Source organism: Rhizobium oryzicola, assembly GCF_030504645.1.
GTDB lineage: Bacteria > Pseudomonadota > Alphaproteobacteria > Rhizobiales > Rhizobiaceae > Neorhizobium > Neorhizobium oryzicola.
In genome coordinates, this window is the sequence record NZ_JAUKWQ010000005.1 from 196,817 (window position 1) to 211,197 (window position 14,381).

17 protein-coding genes are annotated in these 14,381 nt (G+C 60.5%); 6 read left to right on the plus strand and 11 right to left on the minus strand.

Annotated features, from left to right (window positions below):
- The first annotated feature begins 60 nt into the window (after positions 1-60).
- A complete protein-coding gene (gene gcvH / locus Q2T52_RS16915) occupies positions 61-423 on the plus strand; it encodes a glycine cleavage system protein GcvH (RefSeq protein ID WP_302077967.1) in 363 nt (120 codons plus the stop codon).
- Complete coding sequence (gene gcvP / locus Q2T52_RS16920; protein ID WP_302077968.1) at positions 423-3,287, plus strand: aminomethyl-transferring glycine dehydrogenase; 2,865 nt, start codon at positions 423-425, stop codon at positions 3,285-3,287. The genes gcvH and gcvP overlap by 1 nt, the downstream gene beginning before the upstream one ends.
- 49 nt (positions 3,288-3,336) lie before the next feature.
- On the opposite strand, the gene Q2T52_RS16925 is transcribed toward gcvP, so the two are convergent.
- Complete coding sequence (locus Q2T52_RS16925; protein WP_302077969.1) at positions 3,337-4,038, minus strand: alpha/beta hydrolase; 702 nt, start codon at positions 4,036-4,038, stop codon at positions 3,337-3,339.
- Positions 4,039-4,216: 178 nt separating this feature from the next.
- On the opposite strand from Q2T52_RS16925, the gene Q2T52_RS16930 reads away from it, so the two are divergent.
- Positions 4,217-4,648 (plus strand): plastocyanin/azurin family copper-binding protein, encoded by a 432-nt coding sequence (locus tag Q2T52_RS16930; protein ID WP_436799549.1) that lies wholly within the window; start codon positions 4,217-4,219, stop codon positions 4,646-4,648.
- A 52-nt stretch (positions 4,649-4,700) separates the two neighbouring features.
- Here the strand turns inward: Q2T52_RS16930 and Q2T52_RS16935 are convergent, their stop codons facing one another.
- Positions 4,701-5,075 carry a hypothetical protein gene (locus tag Q2T52_RS16935; protein ID WP_302077970.1) on the minus strand — a complete coding sequence of 125 codons (375 nt, stop codon included), beginning with the start codon at positions 5,073-5,075 and terminating at the stop codon, positions 4,701-4,703.
- A 47-nt stretch (positions 5,076-5,122) separates the two neighbouring features.
- Entirely contained in the window at positions 5,123-6,136 is a 1,014-nt protein-coding gene (locus Q2T52_RS16940; RefSeq protein ID WP_302077971.1) for an NADP-dependent oxidoreductase, read from the minus strand.
- A 92-nt stretch (positions 6,137-6,228) separates the two neighbouring features.
- Here Q2T52_RS16940 and Q2T52_RS16945 point away from each other — a divergent pair, with 92 nt between their 5' ends.
- Both Q2T52_RS16945 and Q2T52_RS16950 read left to right on the plus strand, forming a co-directional pair.
- Complete coding sequence (locus tag Q2T52_RS16945) at positions 6,229-7,155, plus strand: LysR family transcriptional regulator (RefSeq protein ID WP_302077972.1); 927 nt, start codon at positions 6,229-6,231, stop codon at positions 7,153-7,155.
- Positions 7,156-7,326: 171 nt separating this feature from the next.
- Complete coding sequence (locus Q2T52_RS16950) at positions 7,327-7,653, plus strand: flagellar basal body rod protein FlgC (RefSeq protein ID WP_302077973.1); 327 nt, start codon at positions 7,327-7,329, stop codon at positions 7,651-7,653.
- A 97-nt stretch (positions 7,654-7,750) separates the two neighbouring features.
- Here Q2T52_RS16950 and Q2T52_RS16955 read toward each other — a convergent pair whose 3' ends face one another.
- On the minus strand, positions 7,751-8,644 hold the full coding sequence (locus Q2T52_RS16955) for a dihydrodipicolinate synthase family protein (RefSeq protein WP_302077974.1): 894 nt from the start codon (positions 8,642-8,644) through the stop codon (positions 7,751-7,753).
- Between the two features lie 81 nt (positions 8,645-8,725).
- On the opposite strand from Q2T52_RS16955, the gene Q2T52_RS16960 reads away from it, so the two are divergent.
- Entirely contained in the window at positions 8,726-9,373 is a 648-nt protein-coding gene (locus Q2T52_RS16960) for a GntR family transcriptional regulator (RefSeq protein ID WP_302077975.1), read from the plus strand.
- 10 nt (positions 9,374-9,383) lie between these two features.
- Here the strand turns inward: Q2T52_RS16960 and sufA are convergent, their stop codons facing one another.
- The 7 genes from sufA to sufC form a co-directional block, all read right to left on the minus strand.
- Positions 9,384-9,776, minus strand: a complete 393-nt coding sequence (gene sufA / locus Q2T52_RS16965) for a Fe-S cluster assembly scaffold SufA (protein WP_302077976.1) — start codon at positions 9,774-9,776, stop codon at positions 9,384-9,386.
- A gap of 90 nt (positions 9,777-9,866) precedes the next feature.
- The gene (locus Q2T52_RS16970; RefSeq protein ID WP_302077977.1) at positions 9,867-10,154 is read right to left on the minus strand and encodes a type II toxin-antitoxin system RelE/ParE family toxin; all 288 of its coding nucleotides are present in this window, start codon (positions 10,152-10,154) and stop codon (positions 9,867-9,869) included.
- Positions 10,151-10,429, minus strand: coding sequence for a ribbon-helix-helix domain-containing protein (locus Q2T52_RS16975; RefSeq protein WP_302077978.1), 279 nt, complete (start codon positions 10,427-10,429; stop codon positions 10,151-10,153). Before Q2T52_RS16975 ends, Q2T52_RS16970 begins: the two co-directional genes overlap by 4 nt.
- A gap of 47 nt (positions 10,430-10,476) precedes the next feature.
- Positions 10,477-10,857, minus strand: a complete 381-nt coding sequence (locus Q2T52_RS16980) for an SUF system Fe-S cluster assembly protein (protein WP_302077979.1) — start codon at positions 10,855-10,857, stop codon at positions 10,477-10,479.
- Positions 10,858-10,868: 11 nt separating this feature from the next.
- Entirely contained in the window at positions 10,869-12,107 is a 1,239-nt protein-coding gene (locus Q2T52_RS16985) for a cysteine desulfurase (protein WP_302077980.1), read from the minus strand.
- A gap of 188 nt (positions 12,108-12,295) precedes the next feature.
- Positions 12,296-13,570 carry a Fe-S cluster assembly protein SufD gene (gene sufD / locus Q2T52_RS16990; protein ID WP_302077981.1) on the minus strand — a complete coding sequence of 425 codons (1,275 nt, stop codon included), beginning with the start codon at positions 13,568-13,570 and terminating at the stop codon, positions 12,296-12,298.
- 20 nt (positions 13,571-13,590) lie between these two features.
- Positions 13,591-14,346 carry a Fe-S cluster assembly ATPase SufC gene (gene sufC, locus Q2T52_RS16995; protein WP_302077982.1) on the minus strand — a complete coding sequence of 252 codons (756 nt, stop codon included), beginning with the start codon at positions 14,344-14,346 and terminating at the stop codon, positions 13,591-13,593.
- Positions 14,347-14,381 lie beyond the last annotated feature (35 nt).

Here is a 14,381-nt window from a genome sequence, read left to right on the forward strand (position 1 = left end):
GGGCGTGCTTGCGCCCTGCTTCAAACGAATTCCCAATTTCCTTCAGAGAGGACTAAAATCATGCTGAAATTCACCGCTGAACACGAATGGCTGAAGCTCGAGGGCGATGTTGCAACCGTCGGCATCACCCAGCATGCCGCCGACCAGCTCGGCGACCTCGTTTTCGTCGAACTGCCGGACGTCGGCGCGACCTTCGAGAAGAATGGCGAAGCCGCAACGGTTGAAAGCGTGAAGGCCGCTTCCGATGTCTATTGTCCGCTGGCCGGCGAGATCGTCGAAATCAACGAGGCGATCACCTCGGACCCGTCGCTGGTCAATTCCGATCCGCAGGGCAAGGGCTGGTTCTTCAAGCTGAAGCTCGCCAATGTCGCCGACGCCAAGGACCTGCTGGACGAGGCAGCCTATAAGGAGCTCATCGCCTGATGTCTGACACGCGCGATTTTCACTTCACCGATTACCAGCCCTATGACTTTGCCAATCGGCGTCATATCGGCCCCTCGCCGTCAGAAATGGCCGAGATGCTGAAGGTGATCGGTTACCGCTCGCTCGATGCCCTCATCGACGCGACCGTTCCCGCCTCCATCCGCCAGCGCGAGCCGCTGGCCTGGGGTGCAGCGCTGACCGAGCGCGAGGCGCTCGACCGCCTGCGCGAGACCGCCAACAAGAACCAGCCGCTGACCTCGCTGATCGGCCAGGGCTATTACGGCACCGTGACGCCCCCGGTCATCCAACGCAACATTCTGGAAAACCCGGCCTGGTACACGGCCTATACGCCCTACCAGCCGGAAATTTCTCAAGGCCGCCTGGAAGCGCTCTTGAACTTCCAGACCATGATCTGCGACCTGACCGGCCTCGATGTCGCCAATGCTTCGCTGCTGGATGAAGCGACCGCTGCCGCCGAAGCCATGGCGCTCTGCCAGCGTCAGGCGAAGTCGAAGGCGACGGCTTTCTTCGTCGACGCCGCCTGCCATCCGCAGACGATCGCGCTGATCGAAACCCGCGCCGCGCCGCTCGGCTGGAAGGTCATCATCGGCAATCCGTTCACGGATCTCGATCCGGTCGACGTGTTCGGCGCGATCTTCCAATATCCGGGCACGCATGGCCATGCGCATGATTTCTCCGGCCTGATCGCCCGTCTGCACCAGACCGGTGCCGTGGCGGCCGTGGCCTCCGATCTTCTGGCGCTGACGCTGCTGAAATCGCCCGGTGAAATGGGTGCGGATATCGCCATCGGCTCCTCGCAGCGCTTTGGCGTGCCGATGGGCTATGGTGGCCCGCATGCAGCCTTCATGGCGGTCAAGGATGCGCACAAGCGTTCCATGCCCGGCCGTCTCGTTGGCGTCTCCGTCGATGCGCGCGGCAACCGCGCCTATCGCCTGTCGCTCCAGACCCGCGAACAGCATATCCGCCGCGAAAAGGCGACGTCCAACATCTGCACGGCGCAGGTGCTGCTCGCCGTCATGGCCTCCATGTACGGCGTCTTCCACGGTCCCGAAGGCTTGAAGGCGATTGCCCAGCAGGTCCACAAAAAGGCCGTGCTGATGGCCAAGGGCCTTGAGAAGCTCGGCTACACCGTCGAGCCGGAAACCTTCTTCGACACGATCACCGTCGAAGTCGGCCATATGCAGGGCCTCATCCTGCGCGCCGCCGTGGCCGAAGGTGTCAACCTGCGCAAGGTGGGAACGACCAAGATCGGCATGTCCTTGGACGAGCGTACCCGGCCGGTGACGCTGGAAGCCGTCTGGCGCGCCTTTGGCGGCAACTTCAAGGTTTCGGATTTCGAAGCCGACTACCGGCTGCCGAAGGATCTCCTGCGAACCTCCGCCTATATGACGCATCCGATCTTCCACATGAACCGTGCGGAAAGCGAAATGACACGCTATATCCGCCGGCTCTCCGACCGCGATCTGGCGCTCGACCGGGCGATGATTCCGCTCGGCTCCTGCACCATGAAGCTGAATGCCACGGCGGAAATGCTGCCGATCACATGGCCGGAATTCTCCGACATGCATCCCTTCGCCCCGGTCGATCAGGCCGCTGGCTACAAGGAAATGATCGAGGATCTGTCGGCCAAGCTATGCCAGATCACAGGCTACGACGCCTTCTCCATGCAGCCGAATTCCGGCGCGCAGGGCGAATATGCGGGCCTTTTGACCATCCGCAACTACCACATCGCGCGCGGCGATACCCATCGCGATGTCTGCCTCATCCCCACCTCCGCGCATGGCACCAATCCGGCCTCGGCGCAGATGGTCGGCATGAAGGTCGTGCCTGTGAAGGCCAAGGAAAACGGCGATGTGGATCTGGATGATTTCCGCGCCAAGGCAGAACAGCATTCCGCCAATCTTTCCGCCTGCATGATCACCTATCCGTCCACGCATGGCGTGTTCGAGGAAACCGTACGGGAGATCTGCGAGATCACGCACCAGCATGGCGGTCAGGTCTATCTCGACGGCGCCAACATGAACGCCATGGTGGGTCTTGCCCGCCCCGGCGACATCGGCTCCGACGTTTCCCACCTCAACCTGCACAAGACCTTCTGCATTCCGCATGGCGGCGGCGGTCCCGGCATGGGTCCGATCGGCGTCAAGGCGCATCTCGCACCCTACCTGCCCGGTCACCCGGAATGGGACGGCCGCGAAGGTGCCGTCTCGGCAGCCCCTTTCGGTTCGCCGTCGATCCTGCCGATCAGCTGGTCTTACTGCCTGATGATGGGTGGCGAAGGCCTGACGCAAGCGACCAAGGTGGCGATCCTCAACGCCAACTACATCGCTGCCCGTCTCGCCGGCAGCTATGACGTGCTCTACAAGTCGGCTGCGGGCCGCGTGGCGCATGAATGCATCATCGACACCCGTCCGCTGGCGGCTTCCGCCGGTGTTTCGGTCGATGACATTGCGAAGCGCCTGATCGACTGCGGCTTCCATGCGCCGACCATGAGCTGGCCGGTCGCCGGCACGCTGATGATCGAGCCGACCGAATCTGAAACCAAGGCCGAGATCGACCGCTTCTGCGACGCCATGCTGGCGATCCGCGAGGAAGCGCGACAGATCGAGGAGGGCAAGATGGACCGGGAGAACAACCCGCTCAAGAATGCCCCCCATACGGTGGAGGATCTGGTGGGTGAATGGACGCGGCCCTACAGCCGCGAACAGGCCTGCTTCCCGCCAGGCTCGTTCCGCGTGGACAAATACTGGTCGCCGGTCAACCGCATCGACAATGTCTATGGTGACCGCAATCTCGTCTGCACCTGCCCTCCGATGGAGGAATATGCGCAGGCTGCCGAGTAAGGAAATGGAGGCGGGGTGACCAATCACCCCGCCTTTCAGTTTTAAGGCGTCAGGCGGAAACCGTCTTCACCGCATCGAGGATCACATCCGCCACCTCGCGTGGCTTCGACAGCAGTGAGAGATGGCTCGCCGCGAGCTCGGTCGTCTTGGCTTTTATGCCCTTGGCCAGCTCATACTGCAATTCCACGCTGACAATGCAATCTTCGGTCGAGACGATGTACCAGTTGGGACGTGTCTCGGTGGCGGCCTTGGAGATCTTGTCGCCGAACGTCGTGACCGGTAGCGGCGGCTGCAGAGTGTAGAGAAGTGTCGTTTCATTCTTCGGCAGATCCTGGCCGACATAGTCGTTCCAGCCTTCCTCGCTCAGCCACAGAAAACCGTTGCCGTCATCGGTGATCTTGGAAAGGCCGGGAGGCGTGGGGTGAGAACCGACGAGGTCGCCGACCGACTGCCCCGTGCCGGGCGGCAGAGCTGCGACGAACACGAGCGCCTTCACCTTCGGGTCGTTGCCGGCTTCGGCGATGACGGCACCGCCCCAGCTGTGGCCGACGAGGACGACGGGACCCTCGATCGTCTTCAGGACGCGCTGCGTTGCGGCGACGTCATCAGCCAGCGACGTGGTGGGGTTCTGAACAGCCCGAACCGTGACCCCGGCTTCAAGCAGAAGGGGCACGACCCGCTGCCAGCTGGAGCCATCGGCCCAGGCGCCGTGAACGAGAACAACGGTGGTGGATGTTTGCGACGACGTCATGAGCTGATCTCCTTGGGATCGGAAGCTTTGTTTGCGTACGGTTCACTTCTGTCCCGAACGCAACTTCCGGTCTTGTCTGCCGCACGCGCCTTTGTCGATTTCTGCTGTGACAACCTTCAGCCAACTGTCAGAATCAGTGCCTAGCCTCCCCTCGGGTTCAACCAAAGGAGGAAACCCCATGACAGTCACTCTGAGCAGGTCCGCTCTCATCGCTGCATCGATGATGCTCGCGTCGCAGGCCTTTGCCGCCAGCACGACCATCCTTGTCACCGAAGAGGGTGAAGGCGGAGGGCCGATGGCGATCAAGCTGGATCACGACACGGTTCCAGCCGGTGACGTCACCTTCAAGGTCCACAATGCCGCTGCCGGTGAAGAGCATGAAATGGTTCTGATCAAGCTGAAAACTGCCGACGACAAGATCCCGCTCAATGCCGCTAAGCACCGGGTCGACGAATCGAAACTGAAAAGTCTCGGCGAAGTGGCCGATCTGAAGCCGGGCAAGGATGGCCAGCTGAAGGTGAAGCTCACTGCGGGCAACTACCTGCTGCTCTGCAACATCAAGGGCCATTACGAAGCCGGCATGAAGACGAAACTGACAGTCACGCCGTGACATACAGCGGCGGGCCGGCGCTTGTTGCCGGCCTCACCTCGCGCATGAACGATCATGCCGTACGTTTGACGATGATATCATGGACCTCTTCCAGCCAAGGTCCCAAGCGGCGCAAATCACCGTCCACCACCATCTCGCCGGTGCCGAGAGAATCCGCAATTGCCTGGCGATAGGCGGGATCGGCACTCGTCAAGCTGTTCAGCCTTCTGGCTGCGGCCATTGTGATTTCAATCGTGATATCACCTTTCTCCTGGGGCAAAACCCCAATCTGGAACGAGGGCATTCCAGCGATAATGTCGAACCGGATACCTTGTACGCGACCATCAGCTTGCGTCACACCGTCCAGATAGCGTTCGACCAGGTAGACCGTCATGCTCGCTGGCAGGACGGCGCGCGTGGCCGCATCACACATCGTCGTGCCAACCATTTCGAACCATTGCCTCGTTCCCGCCCGCAATCTCGGGCCGGTCATGGCTACACCGTCAACACGATCTTGCCCTGAATATGCCCCTTGGCGGCGCGTGCATGGGCCAGAGCCGCGTCGGCCAGCGGATAGGTGCTGTCGATCACCACACGGATTTTGCCCTGATCCAGCAGCGGCGCAAGCTCAGCCAGTTGCGCGCCGCTTGAGCGGACCTGCGTGGCCGATACCGTCACACCCATTGCCTGCGCCTCTTCGCGATCCGAAAAGCCCAAAGGGAAGATCGGAAACAAGGCCCCGCCCCGCTTCAACGTCTTCAGGAAACGGCCGCTGGTCGGGCCGCCCACAGCATCCACCACCAGATCCAGGTCGCGCATGACATCTTCGGGTACGATCCTGGTGTAATCAATGATTTCGTCCGCGCCGAGATCCTGTAGCAGAGCCTCATGCTTGCCGGAGGCAACAGCGATGACATGCGCGCCCTTCAACTTTGCGACCTGCAGCGCCAGATGCCCTACGCCGCCGGCTGCTCCATTGACCAGGACCCGCCTGCCCTCCAGCGGCACCGGAACATGGCGATAGGGCTGCAGCGGATTGGGCTCGTCATGCCCGAGATCGACCAGGAACTGCCAGGCCGTCAGCAGTGACATGGGCGCCGCTGCCGCCTCCACATGGCTGATCCCCTCAGGCTTGATCGCGACTTCGCTGGCGGGAATGGTGACATACTCCGCATAGGCGCGGCTCTCTCCCGCCAACCCCGTCGGAAAGCGGACCGTCGCATAGACGGCATCACCCACGGCAAAGCCTGATACGCCATCGCCGATAGCATCCACAACGCCGGAGACATCGGTTCCCAGGATCACCGGAAATGTCACCTTCGGCTGCCATTCGGGCGGCAGCATTTTGTAACCCTCGCGCAGGTACCAGTCCGGCGGATTGATACCGACCGCATGCACGCGGATGCGTACTTCCCCCGCTTGCACATCCGGCTTGGGTGCATCTTCATAAACCAGCACCTCAGGACCACCAAACGCGTGCTGACGCACAGCCTTCATCATCTCGCTCATCGCATTTCTCCATTGCGCGTTTCGCTTCTCAAGGAGATGTATGGGGACAGCATCGGCTTGATAATCAGGCGTCATGGCGCAATACTTATGCCATGACGGAACAAATAACCCTCGACCGCCTGACCGGTCTCATCGCCTTTGCGCGCGCCGGATCGCTCGGTAGCTATACCGCTGCGGCGCGTTCGCTGTTTGTCTCGCCGTCCGCCATCAGCAAAAGTGTGCAGCGGCTGGAGCGGCATCTCGGTGTCGCCCTTTTCACCCGCACGACGCGCTCGCTGGCACTGACGCCGGAGGGGCGCGAGCTTCATGATAAAGCGCTGCGCCTCTTGCGTGAGGCGCAGGAGATCGAGCAGACGGTCCTTTCGACACGCGCGGAGCCATCGGGCACCTTGCGGATCGCGGCTTCTTTGCCGATCGGTCTCCATGTCATCGCACCAATGCTGCCAGCCTATCGACGGCAGAATCCAAGGGTGACAATCGATCTGCGCCTTAGCGACCAACTGGTCGATCTCGTCGATGAAGGTATTGATATTGCGGTGCGCATCGGAGAACTGGCCGATAGCGGGCTGCTGTCGCGCAAGCTCGCACCGATTCATCTCGGATGTTACGCTTCGCCCGCCTATCTCGAAGAACGTGGTGTGCCGCAACATCCGGATGAGCTGGAGAGCCACGACACGGTCAACCTGCGCTATCAGAGCACGGGGCAGATGTTTCGCTGGCCATTCAGAATCGGCGGGCGGGAGATCGAGCTGTTGCCAAAGTCCGGCATCCTCGTCGATGCCAGCGAGGCCGTCGTCGCGGCGCTGGTCGCAGGTGCCGGCATCGGAATATGCGCCTCGTTCGTCGCGACACCTCACGTCAAGCGCGGCGATCTCCTACCTATTTTGACGGGTTTCGAGGTGGAGCGAAACACGGTCACCGCGCTGTGGCCGGAAAGCCGGCGCGCCAATCCTGCTGTTCGTGCCTTTCTGAACATGCTTCAAGAGAGATTCGTGGAGCGGCAAACACCCGTGGAGTAAGACATCCGAAAGGATTGATCGCGGGATTGGCACGCCTCAGCTGCAATCGAGCCAAGTGCAGCTTCATCATTCATCTCTCATGAACGAACATCAGCGATGCTTGAGGCATCCAGTGTCATCTTCGTCTAGAAGGTTGCGACAGGCATATTTGCCTGGAGAGGATTGGGAACGATGAGCATATCCACTGCCATGACCACAGCCGTGTCCGGCATGCAGGCACAGACGTTGCGCGTCTCGACGGCAGCAAACAACATCGCAAACGCCAGCCACCCCGGCTATGCCCGCCTCTCCACCCAATTATCGTCCGGTCCGAACGGGCAGGTCAGCGCATCCGTCACGCAAGCGACGACAACAGGCCGTGATGGCGACAATGATGTCGATGTCGCTGGCGAGATGACCGATCTGATCGGTGCCTCCGAAAGCTTCAAGGCCAATGCCGCCGTGTTCGAAACAGGCGCAACGATCTGGGATGTGCTGGCGACCATCAAGCGGGACTGACAACTTTCCTTCATGACGCCCTTAACAGCAAACGCCCCGCTCTCTTTGCGGAGATCGGGGCGCTTTGTGCTTGCGGTCGATGAAGGATCTGGAAGCCTTACAGGCTCGGCAGAACCGGACGCTCGGCAATCGCCTTCTCGATGATGGCGGTCAGGCGGGCGCGCTCTGCACCCGAATGCGGCAGGCGCGGTTCGCGAACGCGGTCATTGGTCTGGATCGCCAGCACTTCTGCCAGCTTGATGTTCTGCACCAGGAAGGTGGACACATCGAGATCAAGCAGCGGGCGGAACCAGCGATAGATGGCGAGCGCTTCCACATAACGACCGGCCTGCGACAGCTTCCAGATCGCAACCGTCTCCTTCGGGAAGGCAACGACGAGGCCGGCGACCCAGCCATGCGCACCCATCATAAGGCTTTCGAGCGCAAGGTTATCGACGCCGGTGAAGACATCGAAGCGATCGCCGAAAGCGTTGAAGACATCGGTAATGCGGCGGATATCGTCAGTCGATTCCTTCATGGCGACGATCAGTTCGTTCTTCGCCAGTTCCTCGAACATCGGAATGGTCACGTCGACGCCATAGGCGATCGGGTTGTTGTAGACCATCGACGGCAAGCCGGACGCCGTCGCGACCGAAAGAACATGGTTCAGCGTCTCCGAGGGTGCCGACTTGTAAGGCACGCCCGGCAGGATCATCAGGCCATTGGCGCCGGCTTCCGCAGCAGCCTTTGCAGCCGTCTTCGCTCGTTGGGTCGAGCTTTCGCAGACGGTCATGAGCACCGGCTTGGTCCCTGCGACCGACTTCGCGACTTTCAGGATCTCAATCTTCTCGGAAGGCTCCAACGTCATGTTCTCGCCAAGCGAGCCGCATACGATCATGCCGTCCACACCCGCTTCGAACTGCAGGCCGAAGCAGCGCTCCATCTCCTTCAGGTCCAGGGAGCCATCGTCTTTGAACTTCGTCGTTACTGCCGGAAACACACCGCGCCACATGATCGCTCTCCTTAAGCTGATATATCAGCATTCATACGCATTCCGATTGCGACATGTCAAGCACTGATATATCAGATAATCATGAATACGCTCACCTCACCCGCCACCATCCCGGATTCGCTGAGCCGCCAAGCCTATCACGTGCTGGAAAACCTGATCGTGACCTTGAAGCTCGCACCTGGAGCACTGGTCACGGAAAAGCAGTTGATCGAGGCAGCAGGCCATGGCCGGACCCCGGTTCGTGAAGCCATCCAGAAGCTGGAATGGCAGGGCCTGATTGTGGTGCGCCCTCGGATCGGCCTGCAAATCACAGATATCGTGGCGTCCGATTACGCCGAGATTATGGAAGTGCGCAAGCGCCTTGAACCCTTGGCGGCGAGTCTTGTGGCCGAGCATGCCAGCGCCGCACAACGGCAAAAAATGATCGAATGCGCGAAAGACATGAGTGGTGCGGCAGCCACATCGGACATCGAGGCCTTCCTTACCGCCGACAAGCGCTTCGATGACCTGATGGAAGAAGCCTGCCCAAACCGTTTCGTGACCGGAGCACTGGGCGCTCTTCAGACACATTCGCGCCGTCTCTGGTTTTCAACCGCATCCGCCGAGGGCATGGATCGCTCCGTCAGCCTGCATGTCGGCATCATCCGGTCCATACAAAACAAAGACGCCGCCGGAGCGGCGGCGGCGACGGAAAAGCTTCTTCACTATCTCTCGGAACTGACGCCCTGACGTAGGCGCGTTAGGTGGCGACCTGCTCTGCGGCGCGCTCTTTCGCGAGTTGTGCCAGATCGGCTGGCTTCAATTCTACCGATTCGCCACAGCCGCAGGCGGATGTCTGGTTCGGATTGTTGAAGGTGAAGCCGGAGCGCATCTTGGTCACTTCGAAATCCATCTGCGTGCCCAAGAGATAAAGCACGGCGGATGGCTCGATCCAAACCTTCGCACCGGCATGCTCGATCAGATCGTCCTTGGCATTGGGTTCGGTCACCAGATCGACCGTGTATTCCATGCCGGCGCAACCGCCCTTCTTGATGCCGACGCGGATACCTTTTGCATCCGGCCCGGAATTTTCCACGATCGCTTTCACGCGGGACGCGGCAGCATCCGTCATGCTCATCACTGCAAAGCCCATCGGCTCATTCTCCTTCACGCAACCGGGTTCAAGGTCCGGTGGTTCGAAATATAATGTAAGCGCCAAGCGCTTCCTTATCAATAAGGCAAGCTATCGCAGCAGCTTCGGCCAATCGCGAGCTGCGTGGAGGACACGCAGAATTTCAATACCCTCATCATCAGGCCGACAGAAAATCAGATAGCCGTCCTTCGAAAACATCCGGCTCTTGAGCCTTGAGGTTTCACGGGCAGCACCGATCCCAGGCATAGAACAGAGCAGCTGGAACGTCGCATAGATCTCATCCTGCCAACGCAGTGCCGCTCGCGGATTATGCTTTCCGATGTAGGACATAATCTCGTACACGTCGCGCTCAGCCCGTGGCCGAAGGCGATAGCTCATTCGGCCTTCATCCCGAAATCGCGCTCAAATTGAGCTCGCAAGCGACGGAATGACTCTTCTCCATCGATCGGTTCGCCGCTGTCGATACCTTCCTGGATCAGCGCATCCAATTCCTCCGGCGCGAAGTTTGCTAGCAGGCGCTGCACCTGGAAGGCATTCAGCGCCGCCGAAACGACCTCATCGGCGGATTGGAACTCGCCGCTCTCGAGAACGCTTTCAACGATCTCGCTCATGTCATCATTCAGTTCGATGCGAATGGGATGCGCGCGCGCCATAATCCAGCCTCCGCTTCAGTCCTGACGAGACTAACGCATCGACTGGCTCAATACCAGCCGACGGCCACCTGCGCCTCTTCCGACATGCGCTCTGGCGTCCACGGCGGATCGAAGGTCATTTCCACCTCGACGCCGGAGACACCTTCCACGGCGCCGACAGCATTTTCCACCCAGCCCGGCATTTCGCCGGCGACCGGGCAGCCCGGAGCCGTCAGCGTCATGACGATCTTCACCAGGCGGTCGTCTTCGATATCGATCTTGTAGACGAGACCAAGTTCGAAGATATCGGCGGGAATTTCCGGGTCGTAGACCGTCTTCAGCGCCGCCACGATATCATCGGAAAGCCGAGCAAGTTCGTCTGCCGGGATCGGTGAATTGATGATGCCTTCGCGGGCATCCCACTTTGGAATGGTTTCTTCGGTCGACATTTTGTCTGTCCTCAGGCAAAGAAGTTGCGCGCATAATCCAGCGCGTCGGCCAGCGCATCCACTTCGGCGCGCGTGTTGTACATCGCAAAGGATGCACGGCAAGTAGACGTCACGCCGAACCGTTTCAAGAGCGGCATGGCGCAATGGGTGCCGGCACGCACCGCGACACCCTTGCGGTCAATGACCATTGAAACGTCATGGGCATGGATGCCCGCCAACTCAAACGAGAAGATGGCACCCTTGCCGGGCGCGTTGCCGATGATGCGCAGCGAGTTGATCGCTCGCAACCGCTCGGTCGCATAGGCCGTCAGATCCGCCTCATGGGCTGCAATCGCCTCGCGTCCTACTTTCTCGATATAATCCAGTGCATAACCAAGGCCGATTGCCTGCACGATTGGCGGCGTGCCGGCCTCAAAACGGTGCGGCGGATCATTGTAGGTGACGATATCCTCACCGACCTCGATGATCATTTCGCCGCCACCCTGGAAAGGCCGCATCTGGCGCAGCCGATCGGCCTTGCCGTAGAGCACGCCGATGCCGGACGGACCGTAGAGCTTGTGGCCGGTCATCACATACCAGTCGCAATCGAGATCGCGCACATCGACCGGCATATGCACGGCGCCCTGGCTTCCATCAACCAGAACAGGAATGTCGCGCTCGCGGGCAATGCGGCAGACATCCTTGACCGGAACGACGGTGCCGAGCGCATTCGACATATGAGTGATCGCGATCAGGCGTGTCTTGTCCGTCAGGCACTTCTCGAAGTCTTCGAGATGAAATGCGCCATCGTCATCGACCGGCACCCAGACCAGCTTCACACCTTGCCGCTCGCGCAGAAAATGCCAGGGCACGATGTTGGAGTGATGCTCCATGATCGTCAGAACGATCTCATCGCCCTCTTTCAGGTGCGGCATCGCCCAGCCATAGGCGACCGTATTGATCGCCTCGGTCGAGTTCTTGGTGAAGACAATATCGTCCACCGACGGCGCATTCAGGAAGCGGCGCACCTTTTCACGCGCAGCCTCGTAGGCTTCAGTCGCGGCGTTGGACAGGTAATGCAGGCCGCGATGCACATTGGCATATTCATGGGAATAGGCCTGGCTGATCGCGTCAATCACCGACTGCGGCTTCTGCGCCGAGGCACCATTGTCCAGGTAGACCAGCGGCTTGCCGTGCACCAGGGTGGAGAGGATCGGAAAATCCTTGCGGATTGCTTCGACATCGTAGGCGGTCGAATTCATCTGGCCCATTGCAGACCCTTTCAATTCGCGCTTTCGGACAGGGCGGTCACAAAGGCCGATCTGACCCGGGAGCGTCGCTCCTTGCTCTGCGTCATCCTCGGCCCTGCGCCGAGGATCCACTCATTTTCTGACAAACTCGTCCGTCCATGGATGCTCGGGTCAAGCCCGAGCATGACGATGGAGAGGTTGGGCCATGATCAGGCATGCTTGGCGAGCCAGGTCGAAATCACGCCTTCAAGCGCCTCGACCAGTGCCTCATCTTCCAGCTCCTCGACGATCTCCGCCACGAAGGCATTGACCAGCATGGCGCGCGCGTGATTGCGCGGAATGCCGCGCGCCATCAAGTAGTAGAGGTGATTGTCGTCGATATCGGCAACCGTCGCACCATGGCCGCACTGCACGTCGTCGGCGAAGATTTCGAGTTCTGGCTTGGCGGCAAATTCTGCGTCGTCCGACATCAGCAGCGTGTTGCAGGCCATGCGGGCATCAGTCTTCTGCGCATCAAGCGCAACCTTGATCATGCCTTGGAACACGCCGCGAGCACGATCGAACACCACGTTGCGGAAGATTTCCGTCGAGTTCGTGTTCGGCACGTTGTGGCCGAGAACCAGCGTCACATCCGTGTGCGTATCGCCGCCAAGCAAGTTGACGCCACGCAGCGAGAGTTCGGCACCCTCACCCGCCACATCGACGCGCAACTCCTGGCGCACCAGCTTGCCGCCGGCATTGACCACGAAGAGCTTCAGCTTGGCATTTTCGCCGACCCGGATGCGCACCTGTCCGAGATGCGTATCGTCAGCGCCCTGCTGCTGCAGCACGATCCAGGTGACGTCAGCGCCATCCTCCAGCGAAATATCGCTGACGGACGACACAAATGCAGAGCCCTCGCCCGTCTGCGCATGCCGCTCGATAACGACAGCCTTGGAGCCAGCACCGAAGCTGACAGGAAAGCGCGTATGCGCCTGACCGGCGCCATGCAGCGCCTGGATCTCGATCGGCTGTTCTACCGTGACACCCGCCGGAAACTCCAGCACGAGCCCGTCGCGGACAAAGCTGCCATTGATCTTGCCGATCGTGTCGTCGCGATCGATCACCGAAAGGCCTGGAGCCGCCGTCCCTTCGCGCAGCATGTCGGCGAATGCACCGACAACGACGCCTTCTACCGATGGCTTGCCGACGATCTGGCCCTGGCGAGTGCCGATGACATGCGCGCCAGCGACGAGCGGTTCGATGGCATCCGCGCTGCCTGTACCAGCGTCCATCGGAACCGAACGCAGCAGCGTCTTCAAATCGGTGTAGTGCCAGGCCTCGACGCGGCGCGTCGGCAAGCCATTGGTCTTCAGATCGTCCACCAAGCGATCGCGGGCACTGATGACGGCACCGTTGCCGGGCAGCTCGCCGAGCTGGCCGGTATAGGCGTCGATCAGCGCAGATTCAGCGGCGGTCAGCCGGCTTGTCGTCTGCATGTTCATACCCATTCCCCGTGTTTCGATCAGGCGGCCTGGCCGATGATGTCGGCATAACCATTGGCTTCCAGCTCCAGCGCCAGATCCTTGTCGCCGGTGCGGATGATCTGGCCCTTGTAGAGGACATGCACCGTATCCGGCACGATGTAGTCGAGCAGGCGCTGGTAATGGGTGATGACGATCGTGGCGCGATCAGGAGACTTGAGCGCGTTGACGCCATCGGCGACGATCTTCAGCGCGTCGATATCGAGACCAGAATCGGTTTCGTCGAGCACGCAAAGCTTCGGTTCCAGCAGCGCCATCTGCAGGATTTCCGCGCGCTTCTTTTCACCGCCGGAGAAGCCGACATTGAGCGGACGCTTCAGCATGTCAGGATTGATCTTCAGCTCGGCAGCCGCCTCCTTGACGCGCCGCATGAAGTCAGGCGTCGTCAGTTCCGCTTCGCCGCGGGCCTTGCGCTGCTCGTTCATCGCGACCTTCAGGAACTGCATGGTGGCAACGCCCGGAATTTCGACCGGATACTGGAAGGCCAGGAAGATGCCTCGTGCCGCGCGCTCGGCCGGATCAAGCTCCAGAATGCTCTCGCCGTTATAGAGGATGTCGCCCTCTGTCACTTCGTAGTCCTCGCGGCCCGACAGGATGTAGGACAGCGTCGACTTGCCGGAGCCGTTGGGGCCCATGATGGCCGCCACTTCGCCAGCCTTGACCGTCAGATTGAGGCCGCGGATGATCTCGGTGCCGTCCTCGGCGATACGCGCGTGCAGGTTCTTGATTTCAAGCATGTTGTCGTTCCTGTTCATAGGGCGGTTCAAGAGCC